Origin of the sequence: Marmoricola sp. URHB0036 (assembly GCF_000426045.1) — a bacterium.
Classification (GTDB): Bacteria; Actinomycetota; Actinomycetes; order Propionibacteriales; family Nocardioidaceae; genus Marmoricola.
Map to the genome: position 1 here is coordinate 126,202 of NZ_AUEP01000004.1, position 24,053 is coordinate 150,254.

At 70.3% G+C, this 24,053-nt stretch carries 23 protein-coding genes; 9 read left to right on the forward strand and 14 right to left on the reverse strand.

Annotated features, from left to right (window positions below; all coding sequences use genetic code 11):
- Positions 1–3 precede the first annotated feature (3 nt).
- Both H976_RS0103230 and H976_RS29380 read left to right on the forward strand, forming a co-directional pair.
- A complete protein-coding gene (locus H976_RS0103230) occupies positions 4–579 on the forward strand; it encodes a bifunctional 2-polyprenyl-6-hydroxyphenol methylase/3-demethylubiquinol 3-O-methyltransferase UbiG (RefSeq protein ID WP_027860360.1) in 576 nt (191 codons plus the stop codon).
- Entirely contained in the window at positions 576–1,532 is a 957-nt protein-coding gene (locus tag H976_RS29380) for a LysR family transcriptional regulator (protein WP_027860361.1), read from the forward strand. The genes H976_RS0103230 and H976_RS29380 overlap by 4 nt, the downstream gene beginning before the upstream one ends.
- On the opposite strand, the gene H976_RS0103240 is transcribed toward H976_RS29380, so the two are convergent.
- The 9 genes from H976_RS0103240 to mca all read right to left on the reverse strand — a co-directional run bounded on the left by H976_RS0103240 (position 1,516) and on the right by mca (position 10,059).
- On the reverse strand, positions 1,516–2,730 hold the full coding sequence (locus H976_RS0103240; protein ID WP_027860362.1) for a VWA domain-containing protein: 1,215 nt from the start codon (positions 2,728–2,730) through the stop codon (positions 1,516–1,518). The two genes, H976_RS29380 and H976_RS0103240, sit on opposite strands and share 17 nt — an antisense overlap.
- On the reverse strand, positions 2,723–3,583 hold the full coding sequence (locus H976_RS0103245) for a MoxR family ATPase (protein ID WP_027860363.1): 861 nt from the start codon (positions 3,581–3,583) through the stop codon (positions 2,723–2,725). Before H976_RS0103245 ends, H976_RS0103240 begins: the two co-directional genes overlap by 8 nt.
- Positions 3,580–4,167: an NTP transferase domain-containing protein gene (locus H976_RS0103250; RefSeq protein ID WP_027860364.1), complete on the reverse strand. Its 588-nt coding sequence runs from the start codon at positions 4,165–4,167 to the stop codon at positions 3,580–3,582. The genes H976_RS0103245 and H976_RS0103250 overlap by 4 nt, the downstream gene beginning before the upstream one ends.
- Positions 4,164–5,045 (reverse strand): XdhC family protein, encoded by an 882-nt coding sequence (locus H976_RS0103255; protein WP_027860365.1) that lies wholly within the window; start codon positions 5,043–5,045, stop codon positions 4,164–4,166. The genes H976_RS0103250 and H976_RS0103255 overlap by 4 nt, the downstream gene beginning before the upstream one ends.
- Positions 5,046–5,054: 9 nt before the next feature.
- The gene (locus H976_RS0103260) at positions 5,055–7,472 is read right to left on the reverse strand and encodes an aerobic carbon-monoxide dehydrogenase large subunit (RefSeq protein WP_027860366.1); all 2,418 of its coding nucleotides are present in this window, start codon (positions 7,470–7,472) and stop codon (positions 5,055–5,057) included.
- Positions 7,469–7,978, reverse strand: a complete 510-nt coding sequence (locus H976_RS0103265) for a (2Fe-2S)-binding protein (RefSeq protein WP_027860367.1) — start codon at positions 7,976–7,978, stop codon at positions 7,469–7,471. Before H976_RS0103265 ends, H976_RS0103260 begins: the two co-directional genes overlap by 4 nt.
- Positions 7,978–8,877, reverse strand: coding sequence for a xanthine dehydrogenase family protein subunit M (locus tag H976_RS0103270; RefSeq protein WP_027860368.1), 900 nt, complete (start codon positions 8,875–8,877; stop codon positions 7,978–7,980). Before H976_RS0103270 ends, H976_RS0103265 begins: the two co-directional genes overlap by 1 nt.
- Before the next feature lie 81 nt (positions 8,878–8,958).
- Positions 8,959–9,162, reverse strand: a complete 204-nt coding sequence (locus tag H976_RS0103275) for a hypothetical protein (RefSeq protein WP_027860369.1) — start codon at positions 9,160–9,162, stop codon at positions 8,959–8,961.
- A gap of 12 nt (positions 9,163–9,174) precedes the next feature.
- Complete coding sequence (mca, locus tag H976_RS0103280; protein WP_027860370.1) at positions 9,175–10,059, reverse strand: mycothiol conjugate amidase Mca; 885 nt, start codon at positions 10,057–10,059, stop codon at positions 9,175–9,177.
- A gap of 34 nt (positions 10,060–10,093) precedes the next feature.
- Here mca and H976_RS0103285 point away from each other — a divergent pair, with 34 nt between their 5' ends.
- Together H976_RS0103285 and greA are read left to right on the forward strand one after the other, a co-directional pair.
- The gene (locus H976_RS0103285) at positions 10,094–10,498 is read left to right on the forward strand and encodes a DUF4307 domain-containing protein (protein WP_051276116.1); all 405 of its coding nucleotides are present in this window, start codon (positions 10,094–10,096) and stop codon (positions 10,496–10,498) included.
- Between the two features lie 81 nt (positions 10,499–10,579).
- Positions 10,580–11,077 carry a transcription elongation factor GreA gene (greA, locus tag H976_RS0103290; protein ID WP_027860372.1) on the forward strand — a complete coding sequence of 166 codons (498 nt, stop codon included), beginning with the start codon at positions 10,580–10,582 and terminating at the stop codon, positions 11,075–11,077.
- 3 nt (positions 11,078–11,080) lie between these two features.
- Here the strand turns inward: greA and ilvA are convergent, their stop codons facing one another.
- Entirely contained in the window at positions 11,081–12,283 is a 1,203-nt protein-coding gene (gene ilvA, locus H976_RS0103295; protein WP_027860373.1) for a threonine ammonia-lyase, read from the reverse strand.
- Between the two features lie 1,340 nt (positions 12,284–13,623).
- Here ilvA and H976_RS0103300 point away from each other — a divergent pair.
- Positions 13,624–14,913, forward strand: a complete 1,290-nt coding sequence (locus H976_RS0103300) for an HNH endonuclease signature motif containing protein (RefSeq protein ID WP_027860374.1) — start codon at positions 13,624–13,626, stop codon at positions 14,911–14,913.
- Positions 14,914–15,155: 242 nt separating this feature from the next.
- On the opposite strand, the gene H976_RS24315 is transcribed toward H976_RS0103300, so the two are convergent.
- From H976_RS24315 to H976_RS0103320, 4 genes are read right to left on the reverse strand one after another with little or no spacing between them, the layout of a single operon-like run.
- On the reverse strand, positions 15,156–16,487 hold the full coding sequence (locus H976_RS24315) for an AI-2E family transporter (protein ID WP_081682630.1): 1,332 nt from the start codon (positions 16,485–16,487) through the stop codon (positions 15,156–15,158).
- Positions 16,463–17,806 (reverse strand): glutamate mutase L, encoded by a 1,344-nt coding sequence (locus tag H976_RS0103310; protein ID WP_027860375.1) that lies wholly within the window; start codon positions 17,804–17,806, stop codon positions 16,463–16,465. The genes H976_RS24315 and H976_RS0103310 overlap by 25 nt, the downstream gene beginning before the upstream one ends.
- 15 nt (positions 17,807–17,821) lie before the next feature.
- Positions 17,822–18,160 (reverse strand): YidH family protein, encoded by a 339-nt coding sequence (locus tag H976_RS28455; protein ID WP_051276118.1) that lies wholly within the window; start codon positions 18,158–18,160, stop codon positions 17,822–17,824.
- Positions 18,157–19,317, reverse strand: a complete 1,161-nt coding sequence (locus tag H976_RS0103320) for a cystathionine gamma-synthase (RefSeq protein ID WP_027860376.1) — start codon at positions 19,315–19,317, stop codon at positions 18,157–18,159. Before H976_RS0103320 ends, H976_RS28455 begins: the two co-directional genes overlap by 4 nt.
- Before the next feature lie 75 nt (positions 19,318–19,392).
- On the opposite strand from H976_RS0103320, the gene msrA reads away from it, so the two are divergent.
- The 4 genes from msrA to H976_RS0103340 all read left to right on the forward strand — a co-directional run bounded on the left by msrA (position 19,393) and on the right by H976_RS0103340 (position 24,046).
- Positions 19,393–20,037, forward strand: a complete 645-nt coding sequence (msrA, locus tag H976_RS0103325) for a peptide-methionine (S)-S-oxide reductase MsrA (RefSeq protein WP_027860377.1) — start codon at positions 19,393–19,395, stop codon at positions 20,035–20,037.
- Positions 20,038–20,159: 122 nt separating this feature from the next.
- On the forward strand, positions 20,160–20,861 hold the full coding sequence (locus H976_RS0103330) for a hypothetical protein (RefSeq protein WP_027860378.1): 702 nt from the start codon (positions 20,160–20,162) through the stop codon (positions 20,859–20,861).
- Positions 20,862–20,879: 18 nt separating this feature from the next.
- Entirely contained in the window at positions 20,880–22,601 is a 1,722-nt protein-coding gene (locus tag H976_RS0103335) for a glycoside hydrolase family 2 protein (RefSeq protein WP_027860379.1), read from the forward strand.
- Entirely contained in the window at positions 22,598–24,046 is a 1,449-nt protein-coding gene (locus H976_RS0103340) for a glycosyltransferase family 39 protein (protein ID WP_027860380.1), read from the forward strand. The genes H976_RS0103335 and H976_RS0103340 overlap by 4 nt, the downstream gene beginning before the upstream one ends.
- Positions 24,047–24,053: the final 7 nt, after the last annotated feature.

Sequence of the window (24,053 nt, forward strand, 5' to 3'; positions counted from 1 at the left end):
GACATGGACGCCGCCGCCTGGGACGAGAGGTACGCCGCCACGGCACTGGTGTGGTCGGCCGGTCCCAACCAGTTCGTCGAGTCCGAGCTCGCCTCGTTGCCGCCCGGGAGGGCGCTCGACCTCGCCTGCGGCGAGGGTCGCAACGCGCGCTGGCTGGCCGAGCGCGGCTGGCAGGTCACCGCGATCGACTGGTCGCAGGTCGCCGTCGACAAGGGGCGGCAGGTGAACAACGCCGTCGACTGGCGGGTCGGCGATGCGTTGACCGCTCCCCTGCCTGCCGAGCTCGACCTGGTGGTGCTCGCCTACTTCCAGGTGGCCGCCGACACCCGCCGTACGGCCATCCGCCGCTCCTTCGACGCACTGTCCCCGGGCGGCACGCTGTTCGTGATCGCCCACGACTCGACCAACCTCACCGAGGGCACCGGCGGGCCACAGGACGCGGCCGTGCTCTACACCGCCGCCGACGTCCTCGACGACCTGGCCGAGGTCGACCTCGAGGTGGTGCGCGCCGAGCGGGTGGCCCGGGTGGTCGACGCCGGCACCGCCTGGGACGCCCTCGTCCGCGTGGTCCGCCGTTGACCCCCACCCAGCTGCGTGCGTTCGCGTGCGTCGTACGACGAGGGTCGGTCAAGGCGGCCGCCGCAGAGCTCGGCACCACCGAGTCGGCGGTCTCGATGAACCTCAAGCAGCTGCGCACCGAGCTCGACGACCCCCTGTTCACCCGTACGCCGTCGGGACTCGCCTACACGCCAGGTGGCCTGCGACTGGCCAGCCGGGCGATGGAGATCCTGGACCTCCAGAGCCGGACCGTGCTCGAGGTCAGCGAGGCCGGCGCCGGCCGACGGATGCTGCGGCTCGCGTCGTCGGGCCTGTTCGCCGAGCACGCAGCGCCGGGGCTGATCGGCCTGTTCACCAACCGGGCGCGCGACCTCGACGTCGAGCTCAGCGTCCACCCGGTGACGGACTTCGCCGACCTCCTCTTCTCGCGCACCGTCGACGTCGCCCTCGGACCGGGCGACGCCCACACCCCTCGCGGCGTCGTGCAGCAGCCGTTCCTCGCCTACGACGTCGGGGTCGTCGCGGCGCCCGAGCACCCCGTGGCGGTCGGTACCGTCGGGCTCGACCAGCTCGCCGACCAGGTCTGGCTCCTCGGACCGGGAGCGACCGAGCTGGCCGGGGAGACCTCGGCCGTGCTGCGTCGACTGCGGGTGCCGGAGAAGCGGCAGCGGATCTTCCAGAGCGACGCCGCTGCGCTGGGCGAGACGCGTCGCGGGATGGGGCTGGCCATCGCGGTCGGGTTCACGGTGCGTGACGACCTGCGCAACGGTCGACTGGTGCGCATCGAGGCGCCCGAGCTGACCGATCGCGGGTCGTGGTCGACCTGGACGCTCGCGCGTGATCAGCAGATCTCGGCCGCGGCCGAGCTGGTGCGGTTCGTCGGCACCCCGCGCGCCACCCAGGCGATGCTGCGCGGTGAGGCCGCTGGGGTCGGTCGGTTCCGCCCGGCCGTGCACGTCACCCTGTGGAGCTGACCGCGGCGAACACGTCCGGCAACGCCGCCACCGTGTGGGCCGGCAGGAAGGCGTCGCAGAACGGCAGCGCCGCCGCCATCGAGCCGACCAGGGGCTCGAACCCGGCCGCGCCGGCCCTCGGGTTGAGCCAGACCAGCCGTCGAACCCGTCGCTGCAACCGCGCCATCACCGCCCTGAGCTCCTCGGGCTCGTCGGTGTCCCACCCGTCGGAGGCGATCACCAGCACCCCGCCGCGCAGGGTCGATCCGTGCCGCGAGGACAGCAGGTCCCGCAGGGCGCGAGCGAGGTGCGTCCCGCCGTACCGGTCGACGACGCGCTCCTCGGCCAGGGCGAGCGCGGTGTCGGCCGAACGGTGGGTCAGCGCCGGCGTCAGCCTCGTCAGGGTGGTCGAGAACGCGAACGTCTCGGCCCGGCCGGTGCGCGCGAAGGCCCGCATCAGGTGGAGGTACGCCGCGGAGTAGGACTGCATCGACGCACTCACGTCCGTGACCAGGGTGAGCGGACGCGGCCGCTCGACCCGCCTCTGTCGGCGCAGGTCCAGGAGCGGCTCGAACCCGGCGCGACCCGAGGCGGCGATGGTCGACCGCAGCGCGATCTTGCTCCCCCGTCGACCCGCCTTCGTCCGGCGGCTGCGCCGGACCGGCCACCGGGGAGCGGCTCGCTCCAACCACCGGCCGAGCAGGGCGAGCTGGTCGGCGTCGAACTCGTCGAACGGCGTCTCCCCCATCCCCTCGAGTGCACTGGGCAGCAGCTCCGGCAGGACATAGGCGTTCTCGTCGCTCTCCTCCGCCGACGACGCCGACCGCGGCAGGGTGTGCCACGGCAGACCACCCGGCTCGGGCGCCTGGTCACCGCGACCCGGCACCGAGACCAGTTGCTCCTCCGGCTGTGGCGGCGGCCCCGACGGCAGTCCACGGCGACGGGCGTGCGGGTCGCCGCCGAGATCGCTGTCGCGGAAGGCGGCCGTGAACACCCGGTCGAACGCACCGAGGTCGGTGTGGCGACGGACCAGGGTCACCCGCAGCTGCCAGTACAGCTGCTCGAGCTCGGTCGGTGGCTCGGCTCCCAGCGCCTCGCACACCTCGGCCAGCGCAGTGGTGGGTACGACGACCCCGGCTCGCCGCAGCTTGTCGCCGAAGGCAGCAGCCAGGGCTGCCCGGTCGACGCCGGGCAGCAGCGCGGCCGGGGTGTCACCCATCGAGGCTGCGCAGCACCACGTCGCGGTCGTCGACGGTCTTGACGACCGCCCCGAGGGTCGCGACGACGGCGTCGCGGCCCAGCTCGGTCGCACCGAGCGCGGACAGGGCCGCCACCCAGTTGATCGCCTCGGCCAGGCCCGGCGGCTTGTCCACCTCCAGCGTCCGCACCCGCCCGACGAACTGCGCCGCCGAGGTGATCAGGTCCTCGTTGGCCGCGGGGACGGTACGGCGCAGGATCGCGCACACCCGCTCGGGCTCGGGGTACTCCAGCCAGTGGTAGAGGCAGCGGCGCCGCAACGCGTCGTGCAGGTCGCGACTGCGGTTGGAGGTGAGTACGACGATCGGTGGGCGGCTCGCCGTGAAGGTGCCGATCTCGGGGACGGTGACCGAGCCCTCGCCGAGCACCTCGAGCAGCAGCGCCTCGAACTCGTCATCGGCACGGTCGATCTCGTCGACCAGCAGCACCGGCGGGTGGGGGCCGTCGTACCGCACGCAGCGCAGCACCGGCCGCTCGATCAGGTAGTCCTCGCTGAACAGGTCGGCCTCGGTGAGCTTCTCGCCGCGCGACTCCGCGAGCCGGATGGCGAGCAGCTGTCGCTGGTAGTTCCAGTCGTAGAGCGCTTCGGACGCACTGAGTCCCTCGTAGCACTGCAACCGCACCAGCGGTACGCCGAGACAGCGGGCCAGCACGTGCGCGGCCGCCGTCTTGCCGACACCGGGCTCACCCTCGAGGAGCAGCGGCATCCCGAGCCGCAGCGACAGGAAGACCGCGGTCGACATGCCCTGGTCGGCGAGGTAGTCGTGCTCGTCGAAGCCGCGGCGAACGTCCTCCGCAGACGCGAGGGAGGTCACGACTGCTCCGCGAGCATGGCCTGGTAGTCGTCCCAGGTGTCGATGTCGCGCGGCACCGGACCCTGGATCCGGACACGGACGACGTCGGCCCCCTGGGACTCGGCGTCCACCAGCTTCCAGACGGCCTTGTCACCGTGCATCGACTCAAGCGCACCGAACATCTGCCGATCGAACCACAACGGGTGGCCGAGCCCGTCGTCGTACTCACAGACGCCGACGGCGTGCCCGCGTGCCGCCGCCTCCAGCTCCTGCACCGTCTCGACCGCGACACGGGGCTGGTCCCCTAGCATCAGCACGATCCCGGTGACCTGGTCGGGCAGCGCGTCCAGCGCGGTGCGGATCGAGGTGGCGCAACCCTCGCCGTAGTCCTGGTTCTCGACCACCTGCACGCCGTCGAGGTCCACCTCGGCGCGCACGTCGTCCGCGGCACCGCCGAGGACCACCACGACCGGCTGGCAGGCCGACGCCCGCGCCACCGTCAGGGTGGCGTCGAGGACGGTGGCGCCGTCGAGCGCCAGCACCTGCTTGGGTCGACCCAGCCGGCGCGAGGCGCCCGCGGCCAGCACGACGGCGGCGACGGTCACGAAGCGTGGTCCGCGACGAAGCTGTCGCGACACCCGGGGTTGCAGAACCAGTGCTCGGTGCCGTCGACGACTGCGCGGATGGAGTCGGGGCCGATCGTCACGGCCATGCCGCAGACCGGGTCGACGGCCTGCAGCGGCCTCGTGACCGCCGGTCGGTCCGAGGTGGCCACCAGTCCTTCGAGCCGGATCCGGCGGACGATCTCGGCCAGGATCGAGAGGGCGATCTCGGGCGCCGTACGGGCTCCGATGTCGACGCCCACGTGCGGGTGCACCCGCGAACGCTCGTCCTCGCTGAGGTCGAGCTCGGCCAGCAGGGCCTCGCCCCGGGTGTGGCTGCAGACGATGCCGACGAACCCGACGCCGGCATCCAGTGCCGCGCGGACCGCGGCCGGCTCGTCGCCACCGTGGGTCGAGATGACCACGGCCGTGGCGCCGTCGGGCGTCCCGGCGCGGTCGACCACGAAGCCGAGCGCTGGCGCGAGTGCCGCCACCGCCTCCGCGGTCGGCGAGGTGCCGGCGACGTACAGCGACGGCGACGGCAGCAACGGCTCGAGGTAGATCTCCAACGCCCCTCCTGACAGGCACGGGTTCACCACGATGCTGGCACCAGGGGTCTGGGGGAAGGCGTCGTCGCCGTCGGGAAGCACCCGCAGGAGTACGCCGACCCCTGACTCCAGCGCGTCGAGGGCGGCCGCGCGCACCGAGCCGGCCGCGCACTGACCACCGACGAATCCCTCGATGGTCCCGTCACGCAGCACGATCGCCCGGTCGCCGGCATGGGCCGAGCTCGGCTCCTGCGCGCGCACGACCGTCGCCTGGACGAACGGCACCCGGGACCGGGTGAGCTCGACGATGCGCTCGGTGAGCTGGGCCGTCACGGCTTCTCCCTAGATCGGCGGGGTCGGGTGACCCTGCATGGCATCCCACACCCGTGACGGGGTCAGCGGCATGTCGGCGTGCCTGATCCCGTAGGGCTTGAGCGCGTCCACCACCGCGTTGACGATGGCGGGCGGCGACCCGACGGTGGCGGACTCGCCGACGCCCTTGGCGCCGATCGGGTGGTGGGGCGACGGGGTGACGGTGTGCCCGGTCTCCCAGTGCGGCGTCTCCAGCGCCGTCGGGATCAGGTAGTCCATCAGCGAGCCGGCGATGCAGTTGCCGTCCTCGTCGAAGGAGATCATCTCCATCAACGCCATCCCGATGCCGTCGGTGAGACCACCGTGCACCTGGCCCTCGATGATCATCGGGTTGATCCGGGTGCCGCAGTCGTCGACGGCCACGAAGCGGCGTACCTTCACCTCGGCTGTGCCGGGATCGATGTCGACGACGCAGATGTAGGCGCCGAACGGATAGGTCAGGTTCGACGGGTTGTAGCAGATCTGCGCCTCGAGACCGCCCTCGATCCCCTCCGGCAGATCGCCCGCGCCGTGCGCCCGCATCGCGATGTCCTGGATGGTCACCGACCGGCCGGGGTCGCCCTTCACCTGGAAGGAGCCCTTCTGCCACTCGAGGTCGGCGACGGAGACCTCGAGCATTCCCGACGCGATGATCTGCGCCTTGTCGCGCACCTTGCGGGCGACGAGCGCGGCCGCGGCGCCGGACACCGGCGTCGACCGGCTGCCGTAGGTGCCGAGGCCGAACGGGGTCTGGTCGGTGTCGCCGTTGACCACCTGGATGTCGGCGACCGGGATCCCGATCTCCTCGGCCACGATCTGCGCGAACGTGGTCTCGTGGCCCTGCCCCTGGCTCATGCAGGACACGCGCAGCACGGCCTTGCCGGTCGGGTGCACGCGCAGCTCGCTGCCGTCGGCCATGCCGAGCCCGAGGATGTCCATGTCCTTGCGCGGACCGGCGCCGACCGCCTCGGTGAAGAAGGCGACGCCGATGCCCATCAGCTCACCCTTGGCGCGCTTCTCCTCCTGCTCGCGTCGCAGGTCGTCGTAGCCCGCCATCTCCAGGGCGACGTCCATCGCCCTCTCGTAGTCACCGGAGTCGTAGACCCAGCCCGTCTTGGTCGTGTACGGGAACTGGTCGGGCTGGATGAAGTTCTTCTTGCGCAGCTCGACGGGGTCCATCTCCAGCTCGTAGGCCAGGCAGTCCACGATCCGCTCGACGAGGTAGACCGCCTCGGTGATCCGGAACGAGCACGCGTAGGCGACGCCGCCCGGCGCCTTGTTGGTGTAGACGGCCGTCATCGAGCAGTACGCCGCCTCCAGGTCGTAGCTGCCGGTGAACACCCCGAAGAAGCCGGCGGGGTACTTGATCGGCGCAGCCGTCCCGTTGAAGGCACCGTGGTCGGCGAGGACGTGGGTGCGGATCGCGAGGATCTTGCCCTCCTTGGTGGCCGCGATCTCGCCCTGCATCACGTAGTCGCGGGCGAAGCCGGTGCTGACGAGGTTCTCGGTACGGTCCTCCATCCACTTGACCGGCTTGCCGATCACCAGCGACGCGACGATCGCGCACACGTAGCCGGGGTAGATCGGCACCTTGTTGCCGAAGCCGCCACCGATGTCGGGCGCGATGACCCGGATCTTGTGCTCGGGCAGACCGGAGACCAGGGCATAGACCGTGCGGTGCGCGTGGGGCGCCTGGCTGGTGGTCCACAGCGTCAGCTGGCCGCTCACCCGCTCGTAGTCGGCGACGCAGCCGCAGGTCTCCATCGGCGCCGGGTGCACGCGCGGATAGACGATGTCCTGCTTGACGACGACGTCGGCCTTCGCGAAGACGGCCTCGGTCGCGTCCTTGTCGCCGGTCTCCCAGTCGAAGCAGTGGTTGTCCTTCTTCCCCTCGAGGTCGGTGCGGATCACCTCGGCGTCGGGTGCGAGCGCCTTGCGTACGTCGACGACGGGTGGCAGCACGTCGTACTCCACGTCGATCAGCTCGAGCGCGTCGCGGGCCGAGTAGCGGTCCTCGGCCACCACGAACGCCACCTCCTGGCCCTGGAAGCGGACCCGGTCGGTCGCGAGCACGGCCTGCACGTCGTTGGACAGCGTGGGCATCCACGCCAGGCCCTGCGCCGCGAGGTCGGCACCGGTGATGACGGCCTTGACCTTCGGGTGCGCCTGGGCAGCGCTCACGTCGATGCTGACGATGTTGGCGTGCGCGACCGGTGAGCGCAGGATCGCGAGGTGCAGCATCCCGTTGAGCTGGAGGTCGTCGACGTACCTGCCCATGCCGCGGATGAAGCGCGGGTCCTCCTTGCGCAGCATCCGGCCGTGGCCGAGCGGCGTCTTGTCGTTGTCGGCGTGCTCGAGGTCCTCGTGCTCGACCGCGGCTTCCTGCACGGACTTGTCCAGGGCGGTCATGACGCGCTCCCCGCTGTCTCCGGTTCGGCGGCGGCCGGGGTCGGTCCGTCGGGATGCTCGGCCGCCCACAGGATGGAGCGGACGATGGTGGTGTAGCCGGTGCACCGGCAGATCTGGCCGGAGATCGCCTCGCGGATCTCCTGCTCGGTGGGGTGCGGGTTGCGGTCGAGCAGGGCGCGCGCGGTGAGCATCATGCCCGGTGTGCAGAAGCCGCACTGCAGCCCGTGGCAGCGCATGAACCCCTCCTGCACGGGGTCGAGGACGCCGTCCTTCTCGAGGCCTTCGACCGTGCGCACCTCGCGACCGCCGGCCATGGCGGCCAGCACGGTGCAGGACTTGACGGGCTCGCCGTCCATCCAGGTCACGCAGGTGCCGCAGTTGCTGGTGTCGCAGCCCCAGTGGGTGCCGGTGAGCCCGAGCTCGTCGCGCAGGAAGTGCACCAGCAGCATCCGTCCCTCGACCTCGCGGGTCACGCTCTCGCCGTTGACCGTCATCGTGACCTGCATCAGCGGTTCCCTCCTTCATCGCCGGCGAGGCCGGCCTCGATCCGCTGTACGGCGGTCCGCAGTGTTCGACGGGTGAGCTCGTCGGCGAGGTGCCGCTTGTACTCGACAGTCCCGCGGTTGTCGGTCGACGGGTTGCAGGCGGCAGAGGCCAGCTCGCCGGCCTGGGCGTAGAGCTCCTCGCTCGGTGGCTTGCCCTGCATCAGCTCCGAGATGGCCGGGATGCCGGCCGTGTTGGGGCCGACGGCCGCCAGCCCGACCCGCGCATTGGTGATCACGCCATCGGTCATCCACACGGCCGCACCTGCCGAGGTGACGGCCCAGTCACCGGCACGACGCTCGACCTTGGCGTAGGCACTGGATCCGCCCGGACGCACGGGCAGCCGGACCTCGGTGAGGATCTCCGCCTGCCCGACCGCCGTCTCGTAGGGCCCGCGGTGGAAGTCCTCCATCGAGACCACCCGCTCGCCGGACGAGCTGCGGATGACACAGCTCGCGTCGAGCGCCGTACACACTGCCGTCAGGTCCTCAGACGGGTCGGCCTGGCACAGCGAACCGCCGATGGTGCCGCGGTTGCGCACGACGGGGTCGGCGATCACCTGCTCGGCATCGGCGAAGATCGGGAACACCGCCGCCAGCTCGGGTGACTCGAGCAGCTCGCGGTGCCGCGTCATCGCCCCGATCCGGACCTCGTCGACACCCACGCGCACGTAGCCGAGCTCGTCGTGCAGGTCGTTGATGTCGATGAGGTACTCGAGGTCGGTCAACCTGAGCTTCATCATCGGGATCAGGCTGTGGCCGCCGGCCACGAGTCTCGCTTCCTCGCCGAGGCGTTCGAGCTTGCTGATGGCGTCGTCCACGCTGGTGGCGCGCTCATAGTCGAAAGGTGCGGGTACCTGCACTGGAACCTCCGTGTGAGGCGGGTCACACGACTATCGGTCGCCGGCGCAGGCCCCGTCAACGGCACCTAAGCGAACCCTTAACTAGGGCTGGCGAGGAGCCTCGTCGCTCGGGTCGAAAACGCCCTTCTCGGCGTTCTCGTTGGCCCGGCGGAGGTGCTTGGTGAGGCTGAAACCGAGGAACGCCACCGCGATCGCGAGAGCGATGAACACGGCGAACGCCACCCAGCCGGCCGTCACGTCATTGGGGTTCGGAACCTTGTCGGCCCAGACGATCAGGGTGGTCATACGGCCATTGTCTCAGGCTTCCAGATCGGCGTGACCCCGGATGCCCGCGAACAGATCGTCCTCGGGCAGGGTCGTCTCGACCTTGGAGTCGACCAGCTCGAACTCCTCGGTCGGCCACACCCGCTTCTGCAGCTCCAGAGGGGCCTGGAAGAAGAACCCGTCGGGGTCGATCTGGGTGGCGTGCGCGATCAGGGCGCGGTCGCGCACCTCGAAGTAGTCGCCGCACGGCACTCGGGTGGTGATCCGCGCGTCGTGGGCCGGGTCCGGCTTCCAGTCCTTGATCCGCTCGGTGAACGGCGACTCCATCCCCTCGGCCAGCATCGCCTCGTGCAGCGCCATCATCCGCGGCCGGTTGAAGCCGTGCTGGTAGTAGACCTTCAGCACCTGCCACGGCTCACCGGCGTCCGGGAAGCGCTCCGGATCGGCCGCCGCCTCGAGAGCCACCATCGAGACGTTGTGGCACATGATGTGGTCCGGGTGCGGGTAGCCGCCGTTCTCGTCGTACGTCGTCAGCACGTGGGGCCGGAAGCTCCGGATCAGCTTCACCAGCGGCTCGGCCGCCACCTGCGGGTCCACCAGCCCGAAGCACCCCTCCGGCAGCGGCGGCTTGGGATCGCCCTCGGGCCAGCCGGAGTCGACGAAGCCCAGCCAGTCCTGGCGTACGCCGAGGATCTCGCGCGCGGCATCCATCTCCTGCCGGCGGATCTCGCTGATGTTGGCCAGCACCTCCGGACGGTCCATCTTCGGGTTCAGGATCGAGCCGCGTTCGCCGCCCGTGCAGGTGACGACGTGGACGTCGACGCCTTCCTTGACGTACTTCACCGTGGAGGCAGCACCCTTGCTCGACTCGTCGTCGGGGTGGGCGTGCACGTGCATCAGCCGGAGCATGCCGACCATCCTAGGGAGGAGGGCCAGTGCGAGAATCCGACAGGTGAGCGACCTGATGTCCGACCGCTACGGCACCGACTCCCCCGGACGCCGCCGACTGGTGATCGGCCTCTCCGGTGTGGTCGGTCTCTTCGCGCTCGCCTGGCTGGCGTGGGCGGTCTGGTTCCAGAGCAACCCCGAGGTCACCTCGTCGTTGAACACCTTCCACGTGGTGGACGAGCACTCGGCGACCGCATCGGTCGCCGTACGCACCTCCGACAAGGACGTGCGAGCCAGCTGCCTGGTGCGCGCGGTCGGCGCCGACCACAGCGTCGTGGGCGAGCTCAACTTCGTGGTGACGGGCACCAAGGGCACCATCCACCGTGACGTGACGTTGCGCACGGAGCGCGAGGCGACGAGTGTCGAGATGGTGGGTTGCACCAGCAAGGACCAGTCCCGACCTCGCTGAGACGATTCTGCCTCCGGGCGCGGCGTTGGTACGATCATCTACTTGCCCAATCCCGGTTCATCGATCCACAGGAGTTTTCCCATGACCGAGCCGACCCAGAGCACCGTCGTCTGGCTGACCCAGGCCAAGTACGACGAGCTCAAGGCCGAACTCGAGGAGCTGCGCGGTCCCACCCGCTCTGCGCTCGTGAAGCGAGTGAGCGACGCCCGCGACGAGGGTGACCTGAAGGAGAACGCCGGCTACCACGCCGCCCGCGACGAGCTCGGCAAGCTCGACGGCCGCGTGCAGCAGCTGGTCGACATGCTCGAGCGCGCCGAGGTCGGCGAGACCCCGGCCGACGACGGCGTCGTCGAGCCCGGCATGAAGGTGACCGTGAAGCTGGTGGGCCTCGACCTCGAGGAGACCTTCCTCTTCGGCGCCCGCGAGATGGCCGGCGACGACATCAAGGTCTACTCCCCGCAGTCCCCGCTCGGACAGGCGATCGACGGCGCCAAGCGCGGCGAGACCGTCACCTACACGCTGCCCAACGGCAAGGACCAGAAGGCCGAGATCGTCGAGGCCGTGCCGTACGTCGGCTGACGCCTACTCGACGACGTGGTAGCCGTGCTCCCTCAACCGGGTGAGCACCTCTTCGGCGTGGTCGGGACCTTTCGTCTCCAGCTGGAGACGCACCTCTACCTCGCCGACGTTGAGTGAGGTCGACGTGCGCTCGTGGGAGACCTCGAGCACGTTGGCGCCGATCTCGGCCAGCTCGGCCAGCAGGTGCGCCAGGCCTCCCGGACGGTCGGGGATCACGCAGCGCAGGTTGAGGTAGCGCCCCGACGAGGCCATGCCGTGCCGGATCAGGTTGCCGAGCAGCAGCGGGTCGACGTTGCCGCCGGAGAGCACGGCGACGACCGGCGTACCGAACGCCTCCGGGTGGTCCATGATCGCCGCCACCGCCGCGGCTCCCGATGGCTCGACGACCAGCTTGGCCCGCTCGAGCAGCAGCACCAACGCCTGCGACAAGGACTCCTCGGAGACCGTGACGACCTCGTCGACGTGCTCCTGGATGGCCGCGAACGGCACGTCGCCCGGGCACGCGACCGCGATCCCGTCGGCCATGGTGGTCATCTTCTCCAGGGCGACCGGCGTGCCGGTGCGGAGCGATTCGGGGTACGCCGCCGCCTCCTCGGCCTGCACCCCCACGACGCGGATGTCAGGCCGCTTGGCCTTGATGGCCAGCGCCACGCCGGCCAGCAGGCCACCCCCACCGGTCGGGATCAGCACCGTCGCGGCCTCGGGCGCCTGCTCCAGGATCTCGAGCCCGACCGTGCCCTGCCCGGACACGATGTCGGTGTGGTCGAACGGGTGGATGAACACCGCCCCGGTCTCGTCGGCGAACTCCTTCGCGCGCACGAGTGCCTGGGTGAGGTACTCCCCGTGGAAGCGCACCTCCGCGCCGTACCCCTTGGTGGCGTTGATCTTGGGGATCGGCGCCCCCATCGGCATGAACACCGTCGCCCGGATCCCCAGCAGCTGCGCCGCCAGCGCCACCCCCTGCGCATGGTTGCCGGCCGAGGCGGCCACCACCCCCCGCGCACGCTCCTCCTCGGTCAGCCGCGACAGCCGCACATAGGCACCCCGGATCTTGAACGACCCCGTGCGCTGAAGGTTCTCGCACTTCAGCAGCACCGGCCCCCCGACCAGGGTCTGCAACCAGCGCGACTCCTCCATCGTCGTACGAATGGCCACCTCGTCGACCAGGTCAACAACGGCCTCGATGTCAGCGAGCGTGACGGTCATGGAGCCACCCTAGGGCCGCCCTCCCGTCTTGGCCTGTGGGCGGTCGGCGCACCGTGGTCGAGCAGCGAGCGAAGCGAGCGGGCGAGAGCACTCGGGCGGGTCTTGGTGGTTGAGGAGCGAGCGCCAGCGAGCGTCTCGAAACCACACCTCACTGTGCGCCCCCCAGCGTGCAAGGTGGTCGAGCAGCGAGCGAAGCGAGCGGACAGTCGAGACCACTCGGGCTGGTCGGTCGGTCTGGGTCAACGAGAGTCGTGGTTTCCGTCGGCGTGGGGTTGCGGTGGCGTCCCGACGCCTCTGTTCGCCTTCCGGCGGCGGGGTTCAGATCCTGTGGTTGCGGTCGCTGGGTTCTGGCAGTGGGTCCGTCACGGTTTGCTTGGTGTTCGGTGGTTGAGGAGCGAGCGCCAGCGAGCGTCTCGAAACCACACCTCACTGTGCGCCCCCCAGCGTGCAAGGTGGTCGAGCAGCGAGCGAAGCGAGCGGACAGCCGAGACCACTCGGGGCTGGTCGGTCGGTCGTGTTGACGAGAGTCGTGGTTCCCGTAGGCGTCGGTTGCGGTGGCGTCCCGGCGCCCTTGCTCGGCTTCCGGCCGCGGGGGTCCAGATCCTGTGGTTGCGGTCGCTGGGTTCTGGCGGTGGGTCCGTCACGGTTTGCTTGGCATTCGGTGGTTGAGGAGCCAGCGCCAGCGAGCGTCTCGAAGCCACCCGCTCCCGTGTCGGCCGCGACGGACAAGGTGGTCGAGCAGCGAGCGAAGCGAGCGGACAGTCGAGACCACTCGGGGTCTGGTCGGCCGGTCGTGTTGACGAGAGTCGTGGTTTCCGTCGGCGTCGGGTTGCGGTGGCGTCCCGACGCCTCTGTTCGGCTTCCGGCCGCGGGGGTCCAGATCCTGTGGTTGCGGTCGCTGGGTTCTGGGAGTGGGTCCGTCACGGTTTGCGTGGCATTCGGTGGTTGAGGAGCGAGCGCCAGCGAGCGTCTCGAAACCACACCTCACTGTGCGCCCCCCAGCGTGCAAGGTGGTCGAGGAGCGAGCGAAGCGAGCGGACAGTCGAGACCACTCGGGCTGGTCGGTCGGTCTGGGTCAACGAGAGTCGTGGTTTCCGTCGGCGTGGGGTTGCGGTGGCGTCCCGACGCCTCTGTTCGCCTTCCGGCGGCGGGGTTCAGATCCTGTGGTTGCGGTCGCTGGGTTCTGGCAGTGGGTCCGTCGCGGTTTGCTTGGTGTTCGGTGGTTGAGGAGCGAGCGCCAGGGAGCGTCTCGAAACCACCCCGATCGAGGTTCCAGAAGAGTTCTGCACATCTTCGAATCTCTGAGCGAAAGTGTCGGTGCCGACGTCTAGAGTTTCTTCATGGACACCACCACCGCCCTCACCGCTGCTGAGGTGATCGACGGTGTCCGCCAAGCCCGCGACGACGAGCACACGGCAGCCCTCCGCCAGGTCGAGTTCGCGGTCCGGTGGGCGTTGATACACCCGTGCCGTGATGAGTTCCCGGCCGGCTGGGAGGACGACCACGGCATCTTCACCGCCGACTCATCTCGCGCCCCGCTGGCTGGTGCCGGTGCGCCGCTGGTCGACGAGTTCGCGCCAGCCTCGTTCGCCGCCGCCCTCGGCATCTCGCTGGAGACGGCCAAGCAGCGCATCGCAGACGCCCTCGAACTCGTCTACCGCCTTCCCCGGCTCTGGGAGCTGGTCGAGGCCGGAGTGGTCCCGGTGTGGCGAGCCCGGGCGATCTCCCGCGAGACCCACGACCTATCGGTCGAGGCCGTCGCGTTCGCAGACCGGCTCATCTCCGCCACCCCCTCGAAGATCGGGATGGTCGACGCCACCCGCCTCGTCCAGGAGGCACGCCTTTACTTCGACCCCGACCGGGCCGTGGCCGACGAAGAGGAAGAGCTCGCCCGCCGCGGGGTCTGGCTACGGCACCGCGGCAACCCCGCCACCACCGACGTGGTGATGACCCTCGACACCCCCGACGCCCTGCTCCTCGACCAGACCGTGACCCGGATCGCCGGCGAACTGCGCGACCTCGGCGACACCGAACCCGTCGACGTCCGCCGAGCCCGCGCCGTGGGGATCCTCGCCGACCCCCAGTACGCCCTCGACCTGCTGTCCGGCCGCGACGCAGCACCGAGCCCGGGTGCAAGTGCGGTGAACCTCTACGTCCACCTCGACCCCGACCAACCAGGCGCGGTCTCGATCGAGAAGCTCGGGGCCGCCACCGACCAGCTCCTCACCGACTGGCTCACCGGCTACGCAGCCGCTGGCGGCAAGGTCATCGTCCGACCCGTCCTCGACCTGAGCTCGACCCAAGCGGTCGACCAGCACGACCCACCATCAGCGATGCGGGAGCTCTGCCTGCTGCGCGACGCCCACTGCGTCTTCCCCGGCTGCCTCCGCGACTCCAGGTCCTGCGACCTCGACCACATCACCGCCTACATCCTGATGACCGACGGCGGCCCACGCGGCCAGACCAACCCGCTGAATCTTGCGCCGTTGTGCAGGACGCATCACCGGATGAAGACGTTTACCGCCTGGGACTACAAACGTCTCGAGGACGGCACCTACATCTGGACCAGCCCAACTGGCCACCAGTACGAAGTCCCACCCATCAGCCGCCGCCCACCCCGAAGAACCTGAAGCCCCCGCCACCCCGGCCCACCCCAGCCGGGGCCACAGCCATGCCCTGAGACGAAAACCCACCTCAACCGGCGACCCCAGCCACAGGATCTCGAGCCGAGCGCCCGCACGCCGACCGAGCGCGCCGGGACGCCACCGCAACCACAACGGACGTCGGCCACGTACCCCGTCAACCCGGAGCCCCGACCAAACCGAGCGGGCCTGGAAGCAACACCAACAAGGCTGCGTCCAGGCACGAGCGACTACTCCGTCGGGGTGGGCAGTTCCTGGTCGTGAATGTCGGCGACCTCGTCGCTGGTGGTGTCTTCGTCCAGGGGGGCGGGATCGTCCTCGGAGGCTTCTTCGGCGTCCTCGCCGACCTCGGTGTAGTTCGCGAGGTGTTGTACGACGGCGTTCAGCGACGCGGCGAGGGGTACGGCGATCAGGGCTCCCGGGATACCGGCGACGATCACGCCGAGGGCGATGGCGATGATCACGCCGAGCGGGTGCACCGAGACGAAGCGGCCCATCAGGAACGGCTGGAGGACGTGCGCCTCGAGCTGTTGTACGCCGACCACGACGCCGAACATGATCAGCGCCTTCACCGGCCCGACGGCCACGAGGGCGACGAGGACCGCCACCGTGCCCGAGACGAAGGCACCGACCAGCGGGATGAACGCGCCGAGGAAGACGAGCACACCGATCGCGCTGACGAACGGCACCCCGAGGATCGCGGCGCCGATCATGATGCCGATCGCGTCGGTGCCTGCCACCAGGACGGTGGCCCGGACGAACTGGGTCAGCGACCTCCAGGCGACCCGACCGGACGAGTCGGCCCGGACGCGCCCGGCGCGCGGGAACAGCCGCACCAGCCAGGCCCAGATCAGGTGGCCGTCGGCGAGGAAGAAGTACGTCGAGAACAGCACGATGAAGATCCCGGCGAACACGTCGGCGACGGTGGCGCCGACCTCACCGAGCCTGCCGACCGAGTCCTCCCCGTAGGACTTGATCTGCTCCTGGGCCTTGTCGAGGCCGTCGCTGAGCTGCTTGTCGGTGATGTGCAACGGCCCGTCGTGCAACCAGTTGCGGATCTGCTGGATGCCGTCGCTGACCTGGCTGGAGAGGTCGCCGATCCCGTTGGAGACCTGGTTGCTGACGTAGGTGACCAGCAGGGCGATCAGGCCGATCCCGAGGATGACCGTGAGCAGCGCCGACAGCTTGCGCGGGAGACCGAGCCGCTGCCCCCAGACCACCACCGGGCTGACCAGCGCCGCGATCAGGAGCGCGATGACCACCGGCAGGACCACGACGAGGAACAGGTTGAGCAGCCAGAGGATGATCGCCAGGGCGCCGCACACGACGATGAACCGCCACGCCCACGCGGCCGCGAGGTCCATGCCGTAGGGCACCCGCGCCGGCCGGAAGTTCGACGGCCCGCCCGAGATCTCCGGCTCGACGCCCAGCGCGCGCCGAGCTGCCCTCACCTCGGCCCACTGCTGGGCGATCCGGGCGCGCACGTGCTCGTCGGACGACTCCACCTCCGCGCGAGAGCGGTCCCGAAAATCGCTGATCAGCTTGCGTGGTCCTCGTGGCACGTCGACAGGCTACGTGCCAGCGCCGCCGCCGCTGACGGACGCCGCTCCGAGAGCAGGCCGACCGCAGCCAGCACGTAGTCGCGGTCGACGACGACCCGCGGATGCTCGGGCAGCTGCCATCCCTCGGGCGAGCTCCCGGTCAGTCCACCGAGGACGCGAGCCGCCGACTCCGGGTCCGAGTGACGCAGTGTGCCACCCGAGCCGACGAGCAGCGCCACCTCGCGCAGGTCCTTGCCGGTGCGCTCGACGACCCGTCCGTCAGGACCGACCACCACGCGCGAACGACCCACGTGCCGACGCAGCGCCAGGGTGGCCGCCGTCGCGGCGATCAGCTCGTCCTCGCGACGCTCGAGGTCGCTGCTCGGCAGGAACGACGGATCGGCATTGCGGCGTACGGCGGGGGCAGTGTCCTTGCCGAGCAGCCCGGCCTCGTGTCCGGCCTCCCAGGTGGTGACCGCGCTCCAGCGCATGCCGAGGTCGCCCTCGACCGTGCGCGTGACCGGGGTGGTGGCCACGACCTCGCGGGACAGTCCGGCATCCTCCGGGTCGAGCCGTACGACGGAGTGCACGTCGGTCGTCGCTCCCCCGATGTCGACCACCACGACGTCGCACTCGGCCACCCGGGCCAGCACCTCGACCCCGGTCAGCACCAGGTCGGGAGTCGCGCCGTGCACCATCGCGGTGAAGTCGGCCCGGCTGCTGAGTCCCTTGCCGCCGATGACGTGAGTCAGGAACATCTCGCGGATGGCGCGGCGAGCCGGCTCGGGAGCGAGTACGCCGATCCGCGGCACCACGTTGTCGGTGACCACGACCGGCCACCCGGCCAGCACCTCGCCGACTGCCGCACGCGCTGCCACGTTGCCGGCGACCACGACCGGCCCGCGCCACCCGCTGGCCGCCAGCCGGCGGGCACCGTCGAGGATCCCCTCCCCGTCCCCGTCGTCGGTGCCCCCGGTCAGCAGCACCACGTCGGGTCGGGTCGTTCGGTCCAGCTCGTCGAAAGCCGCCTCGGGCGACGTTCGGCCCAGCACCGCCACCACCTTGCCGCCGCTCGACAGCGCCACCCGTCGACCGGCCTCGGCCGTGACCAGCTCCTCGTTGCCGACCACGGCGATCCGCAACCCACCACCCGCGGACGAGCACGCGAGCACCTCTGCGCTGTCCGCCTCAGGGAAGTCAGGGACGAGCGAGGCACGGCACGCGTCGACCCCGTCGAGCACGTCCGTGGCCAAGGTCGTCGGGTGCTCCGCGGTCGCGAGCAGCGTCCCGTTCTCGTCGTCGACGAGGGCGGCCTTGGTGAAGGTGGACCCCACGTCCACGCACAGCAGCACGGGTCAGCCGGCCTGCGTGACGACGTAGAACGCCGCGAAGCACAGGCAGAGCAGCACGGCCAGGCTGACGATGTGGGCCGCCGACCCGCTCGAGATGGTGCGGCCGGTGCGGAGCGCCTGGTCGACCTGGCGGTAGCGAAGGTAGCCGCCGACCGCGGCGAAGACGCCCGTGCCCAACAGCGCCAGCGACAGGAGGAGGACCTCGGTGTCGTCGCCGAAGAAGTGCGCGACCGCGATGGCGGCCGCCATCAGCCCGATCGCCGAGCGCTGGTAGGCGAGCAGGGTGCGCTCGTTGGCGAGGGTGAACCGAGCGTCCGGCGCCCGGTCGTCGGGCTCGCTCACCCCAGCGCCCGGTCCAGGTCGGCGACCAGGTCGTCGGCCGTCTCGATGCCGACGCTGAGGCGGATCAGGTCGGCCGGGACCTCGAGGTCGGTACCGGCGACGCTCGCGTGCGTCATCCGGCCGGGCAGCTCGATCAGCGACTCGATGCCGCCGAGCGACTCGGCCAGGGTGAACACCTCGGCCCTGGCACACACGTCGAGCGCCTGCTGCTCCCCGCCGCGCACGCGGAAGGAGACGATGCCGCCGTACCTCTTCATCTGGCGGCTGGCGACCTCGTGCCCCGAGTGCTCCGGCAGCCCGGGGTAGATGACCTGGCTGACGGCCGCGTGCCCGCTGAGGAACTCGACCACTCGCTCGGCGTTGTCGCAGTGCCGGTCCATCCGGACGCCCAGGGTCTTCAGCCCGCGCAGGGTGAGCCACGCGTCGAACGGACCGGCGACCGCGCCGATCGCGTTCTGGTGGTACTCGATGATCTCGGCCAGCTCGAGGTCACGTACGACGAGGGCGCCGCCCACGACGTCGGAGTGCCCGCCGCAGTACTTCGTCGTCGAGTGCACGACCACGTCCGCGCCGAGGACCAACGGCTGCTGGAGGTACGGCGAGGCGAAGGTGTTGTCGACGACCAGCAGCGCACCGGCGTCGTGCGCGACGGCCGCCAGCGCCTCGATGTCGCCGATGTTGAGCAGGGGGTTGGTGGGCGTCTCGACCCACACCACCTTGGTGCGTCCGGGCTGGATCGCGGCCCGCACGACGTCGGGGTCACTGACCGGCGCGGTCGAGTGCTCGAGTCCCCACCGGGTCAGCACCTTGTCGAAGAGCCGGTGCGTCCCGCCGTACGCGTCGTCGGGGATCACCACGTGGTCCCCCGGCTGGCACACGGCGTGCAGCAGCGTGTCCTCGGCCGCGAGGCCGGAGGCGAACGCGAAGCCGCGCTCCCCCTCCTCCAGGGCGGCGATGTTGCCCTCGAGGGCGGTGCGGGTCGGGTTGGCGGACCGGCTGTACTCGTAGCCGCCGCGCAGCCCCCCGACGCCGTCCTGCTTGTAGGTCGAGGTGGCGTAGATCGGCGGGATCACCGCGCCGGTCATCTCGTCGGGCTCGTAGCCGGCGTGGATGGCGCGGGTCTCGAACCCGGACTTGCTCCTGTGCTCCTGAGTCACATGCGCGAGGCTACCCTCGGGAACGAGACCGGCTCGCCTGGTGTTGCACAGGATGCATCCACAGAAAGGTCATCGATGTTCCAGCGCACGAAGTCCACACTCCCCACTCCCTCCGAGGCCCTGCCCGGCCGCGCCGAGCGGTGGTTCCCCCTGGCCGAGAAGCACAAGGCGCTCGACGCCCCGCTCGTGACCGACGAGGTCCCCCAGGGCTACGAGGTCGCCGTCTTCGGGCTCGGCTGCTTCTGGGGCGCGGAGGAGGTCTTCTGGCAGGTCCCGGGTGTCTGGTCGACCTCGGTCGGCTACGCCGGCGGCAGCACGCCGAACCCGTCGTACGAGGAGGTCTGCAGTGGCCGCACCGGCCACACCGAGGCCGTCCGCGTCGTCTACGACCCGAAGAAGGTCTCCTACGCCGACCTGGTCGCCACCTTCTACGAGGTGCACGACCCGACCCAGGGCATGCGCCAGGGCAACGACATGGGCACGCAGTACCGCTCCGCCATCTACTACTCGACTCCCGAGCAGGAGATGGTCGCCCAGCGCGTCACCGAGAGGTACCAGCCCGAGCTCACCAAGCGCGGGTACGGACAGATCACCACCGAGATCAAGCCGGCCAGCGAGGCGTCGTACTACTACGCCGAGGACCACCACCAGCAGTACCTGCTGAAGAATCCCTTCGGCTACCGCTGCCACTCCGCAACGGGCATCAAGGTCCCCAGCTGAACGTGTCTTGCGTCATACGAATTGGTGCCTCGAGCGCTCGATTCGTATGACGCAAGCGCGGGTCCGTCCACCCCACCGGTCCGTTTAGTCCCTACTCAGGGTGGTCAGGCACACTGGGGCGCATGAGTGAGCAGAACCCACCTGGCCAGCCCACCCCTGCAGAAGAGCATGTCGAGGGTGTTGGACCGACCGCGAGCGACGAGGCCGCTCCGCCTCCGCCGCCCGAGGGTGACGAGACCGCCAAGCGGTCGCGGGCACCATGGATCATCGCCGTCGCCGCGGTCCTCGTGGTGGCCCTGGTGGCCGCTGGCGCGTTCTTCGGCTACCAGGCCCTCAACGGTGAGGACAAGCACTCCATCGCCATTCCGTCGACCGCCGGCGGCATGAAGCGCGACACGAAGTCCGAGGCCGCGCTCAAGCAGCAGCTCGATGCAGCGGAGACGCAGTTCAAGGCCCAGTTCAAGGACGTCTCCTACGTGAAGTCCGGCGTCTACAAGCAGGCCAACAAGGACAAGGGTCCCGAGGGTGCGCTGGTCTTCCTCGGCGCCAAGGTCAAGCTCTCCGAGAAGAACGCCAGCACGTTCGTCAACACCCTGAAGAAGCTGGCCACCAGCAACGGCTTCAAGGTCGCGGCCGTGTCCCCCGGCGACAACGGCGGCAAGGCCGTGTGCGCCTCGCAGGCCGCCGGCCAGAAGATCGCGATCTGCGCCTGGGCGACCAAGGACTCCGGCGGCGAGCTGATCCCCACCGTCCCCGGCTGGGACTCCGCCAAGCTGGCCGCGGTCATGCGCTCCCTGCGCGCCGACGTCGAGACGACCAACTAGTCCAGAGGTCGGTGAGGCGTGCTCACCCGCTGGGGTCGTGCGCTCGATCGCGACCGTCCGCTCCCTGAGTACCCACGCCCCCAGCTCGTCCGGGAGGCGTGGGTCAACCTCAACGGTGTCTGGGAGCACGCCTTCACCGACTCACCCGACCGCCCGGCGTCGTACGACGGACCGATCGTGGTGCCGTTCTCCCCGGAGGCCGAGCTGTCCGGGGTCGGCCGACAGCTGCAGCCCGACGAGTGGCTCTGGTACCGCCGCAGCTTCACCCCGCCCTCGACGACCGGTCGGGTGCTGCTGCACTTCGGCGCGGTCGACCAGACCTGCACCGTGTGGGTCAACGATGCCGAGGTCGGCTCCCACACGGGTGGCTACCTCCCCTTCACCCTCGACGTCACCGACCACCTGCGCGGCGACGACGTCCTCGAGGTGCGAGTCCGCGACCTCTCCGAGACCGGCGTGCACGCCCGCGGCAAGCAGCGCCTCGACCGCAAGGAGATCTGGTACACCGCCCAGTCAGGCATCTGGCAGACGGTCTGGCTCGAGGCCGTCCCTGCGTCGTACGTCGAACGGCTGGTGCTGACCCCTCACCTGGAGACCGATGAGCTCGAGGTGACGGTGGTGGCAGCCGGTGTCCCGGTCAGCACACCCGCCCACGTCGTCGTGGGTGAGGACGAGGTCGACGTGCCGGCGGGTGTGCCGGTGCGCATCGCCCTCTCCGACGTACGCCCCTGGTCGCCCGAGCATCCCCACCTGTACGACGTCGAGGTGACCCTCGCCGACGACCGGGTCACGTCGTACGCCGCGATGCGCTCGTTCGGCGTCGGCCCGGACGAGCACGGCCACACCCGCTTCCTGCTCAACGGCGAACCGGTGACGCACGTCGGCGTGCTCGACCAGGGGTACTGGCCCGACGGCCTGCTCACCCCACCGAGCGACGAGGCGATGGTCCACGACATCGAGACGATGAGGTCGCTCGGCTTCACCATGCTGCGCAAGCACGCCAAGGTCGAGCCGTTGCGCTGGTACGCCCACTGCGACCGCCTCGGCATGCTGGTCTGGCAGGACGTCGTCAACGGAGGCGGACGTTACCGAGCTCTCACCACCAGGCGCCCGGCACGGTTCCCGGTGTGGATCCCGGATCGCCTGCACCGGCTCTACGACCGGGGTGACGCCGAGGGCCGCGAGGAGTTCCGGCGCGAGGTGCGCGCGACCGTCGAGCTGCTGCGCAACGTGGTCTCGCTGGCCGTCTGGACACCCTTCAACGAGGCCTGGGGGCAGTTCGACGCCAACGCCATCGCCCGACGGATCGCCGATGTCGACCCCACCAGGCTGGTCAACCACACCAGCGGCTGGGTCGACCAGGGCGGCGGCGACGTCCGCAGCTTCCACCGCTACGTGCGTCCGTTTCGGATGCCCTCCCCGCGGCGCCTGGGCCGACGTGACGCGCGAGTCGTCGCGCTCAGCGAGTACGGCGGGTTCAGCCTCCGGGTCGAGGGCCACGACTGGAGTCCTCGCGAGTTCGGCTACCGCCACTTCGAGGACAGTGCCGCACTCGCCGACGGGTTCGCCGACCTGCACGAGCCGCTCGCCGACGCCGTACGACGAGGACTCGGCGCGACGGTCTACACCCAGCTCAGCGATGTCGAGGACGAGCTCAACGGACTCCTGACCTATGACCGCGAGGTGCTCAAGATCGATGCCGACGTGATCCGCCAGGTGACTGCCACACTTCATCCGTGACGTCTCGCCCCCCGCTCGCGCGCGGTCCGGTCGCGGTCGTGGCGCTGGTCGTCGGAGCAGCGTTGCTCGCGATGGCACCGTTCTACGGGCCGCACCGCGACGAGCTGTACTTCTCCTCGGCGGGCGACCGGCTGGCCTGGGGCTACCCGGACCAGCCGTCCCTGGTCGCGCTGCTCGCCCGGGTCGCCAACGAGATCCACCGGCACGACCTGGTGCTGCTGCGGGTGCCCAGCCTCCTGGCCGCCTGCCTGCTGGTCGTGCTCGCGGCCCTGACGGTGCGCCTGTGTGGCGGCGACCGCCGCGCACAGGTGCTCGCCGCAGTGGTGACCGGGACCTCGGTGGTGGTCATCGCCGTGGGCCACCGCCTGACCACGCAGACCTTCGACATGGTCGCGTGGTCGGCCCTCGCCCTCGTCGCCGGTCACGCCCTTCGTGACGAACGTCCCCGGCTCTGGCTCCTGGCCGGAGTCATCGCCGGGGTCGGGCTGAACGCCAAGCACGATGTCGCGGTTGCCCTGCTGGGCATCCTGGTCGGCATCGCGCTGACCCGGCCGGTCCGGTGGCACCTCCGCTCTCCTTGGTTGTGGCTCGGTGGCGTGGTCGCGCTGGCGCTGTGGCTGCCCAACCTGCTCTGGCAGGCCGCTCACGGGTGGCCGGTGTTCGAGCTGTCGGCCGACATCGCCGACGAGTACGGCGGGATCGGCGGCACCGTGGAGTACCTCCTGATCAGCCTCGTCATGTTCAGCCCGTTGATGACGGTGGTCTGGCTGGCAGGTCTACGTGGGCTGTTCCGGCGCGAGGAGTGGCGGCTGCTGCGGCCGATCGCCTGGATGTTCGTGGTGACCTTCGTGTTCTTCCTGTTCACCCACGGCAAGGCCTACTACCTCGCCGGCGCGGTCCTGCCGCTCCTCGCCGCCGGCTGCGTGCTCGCTGCCGAGCGCTTCCGCCGGCTGGTGGCCGTCGGCGTGGTGCTCGCGCTCTCGGCCCTGGTCGCCTGGCCGGCCATGGTCCCGGTCCTGCCGACCCGGACCTACGCCACGTCCTTCTACACCGCGATCGACCAGGACCAGCTCGAGACGATCGGCTGGCCGGAGTTCGTCGCGACCGTCCGTACGGCGCTCGCGCCCCTCCCCGACAGCGCGGTCGTCCTCACCGGCAACTACGGCGAGGCAGGCGCTCTGGAGTGGTACGGCGTGCGCGCGCCCGTCTACAGCGGACACAACGGCTGGGGCGACTGGGGCCCTCCGCCCAACGACGCCGGCCCGGTCGTCGTGGTCGGCTACCGCGACCCGGCTCGCTTCTTCACCGGCTGCCGACAGGTCGCCACCATCCCTCGCGTCGACGGCGCCGACAACGACGAGGACCGCGGGCCGGTGTTCGTGTGCGCCGCGCCGCGCGAGCCGTGGACCGAGCTGTGGCCGCGGTTGGTGCACCTCGACGCCTAGGTGTGAC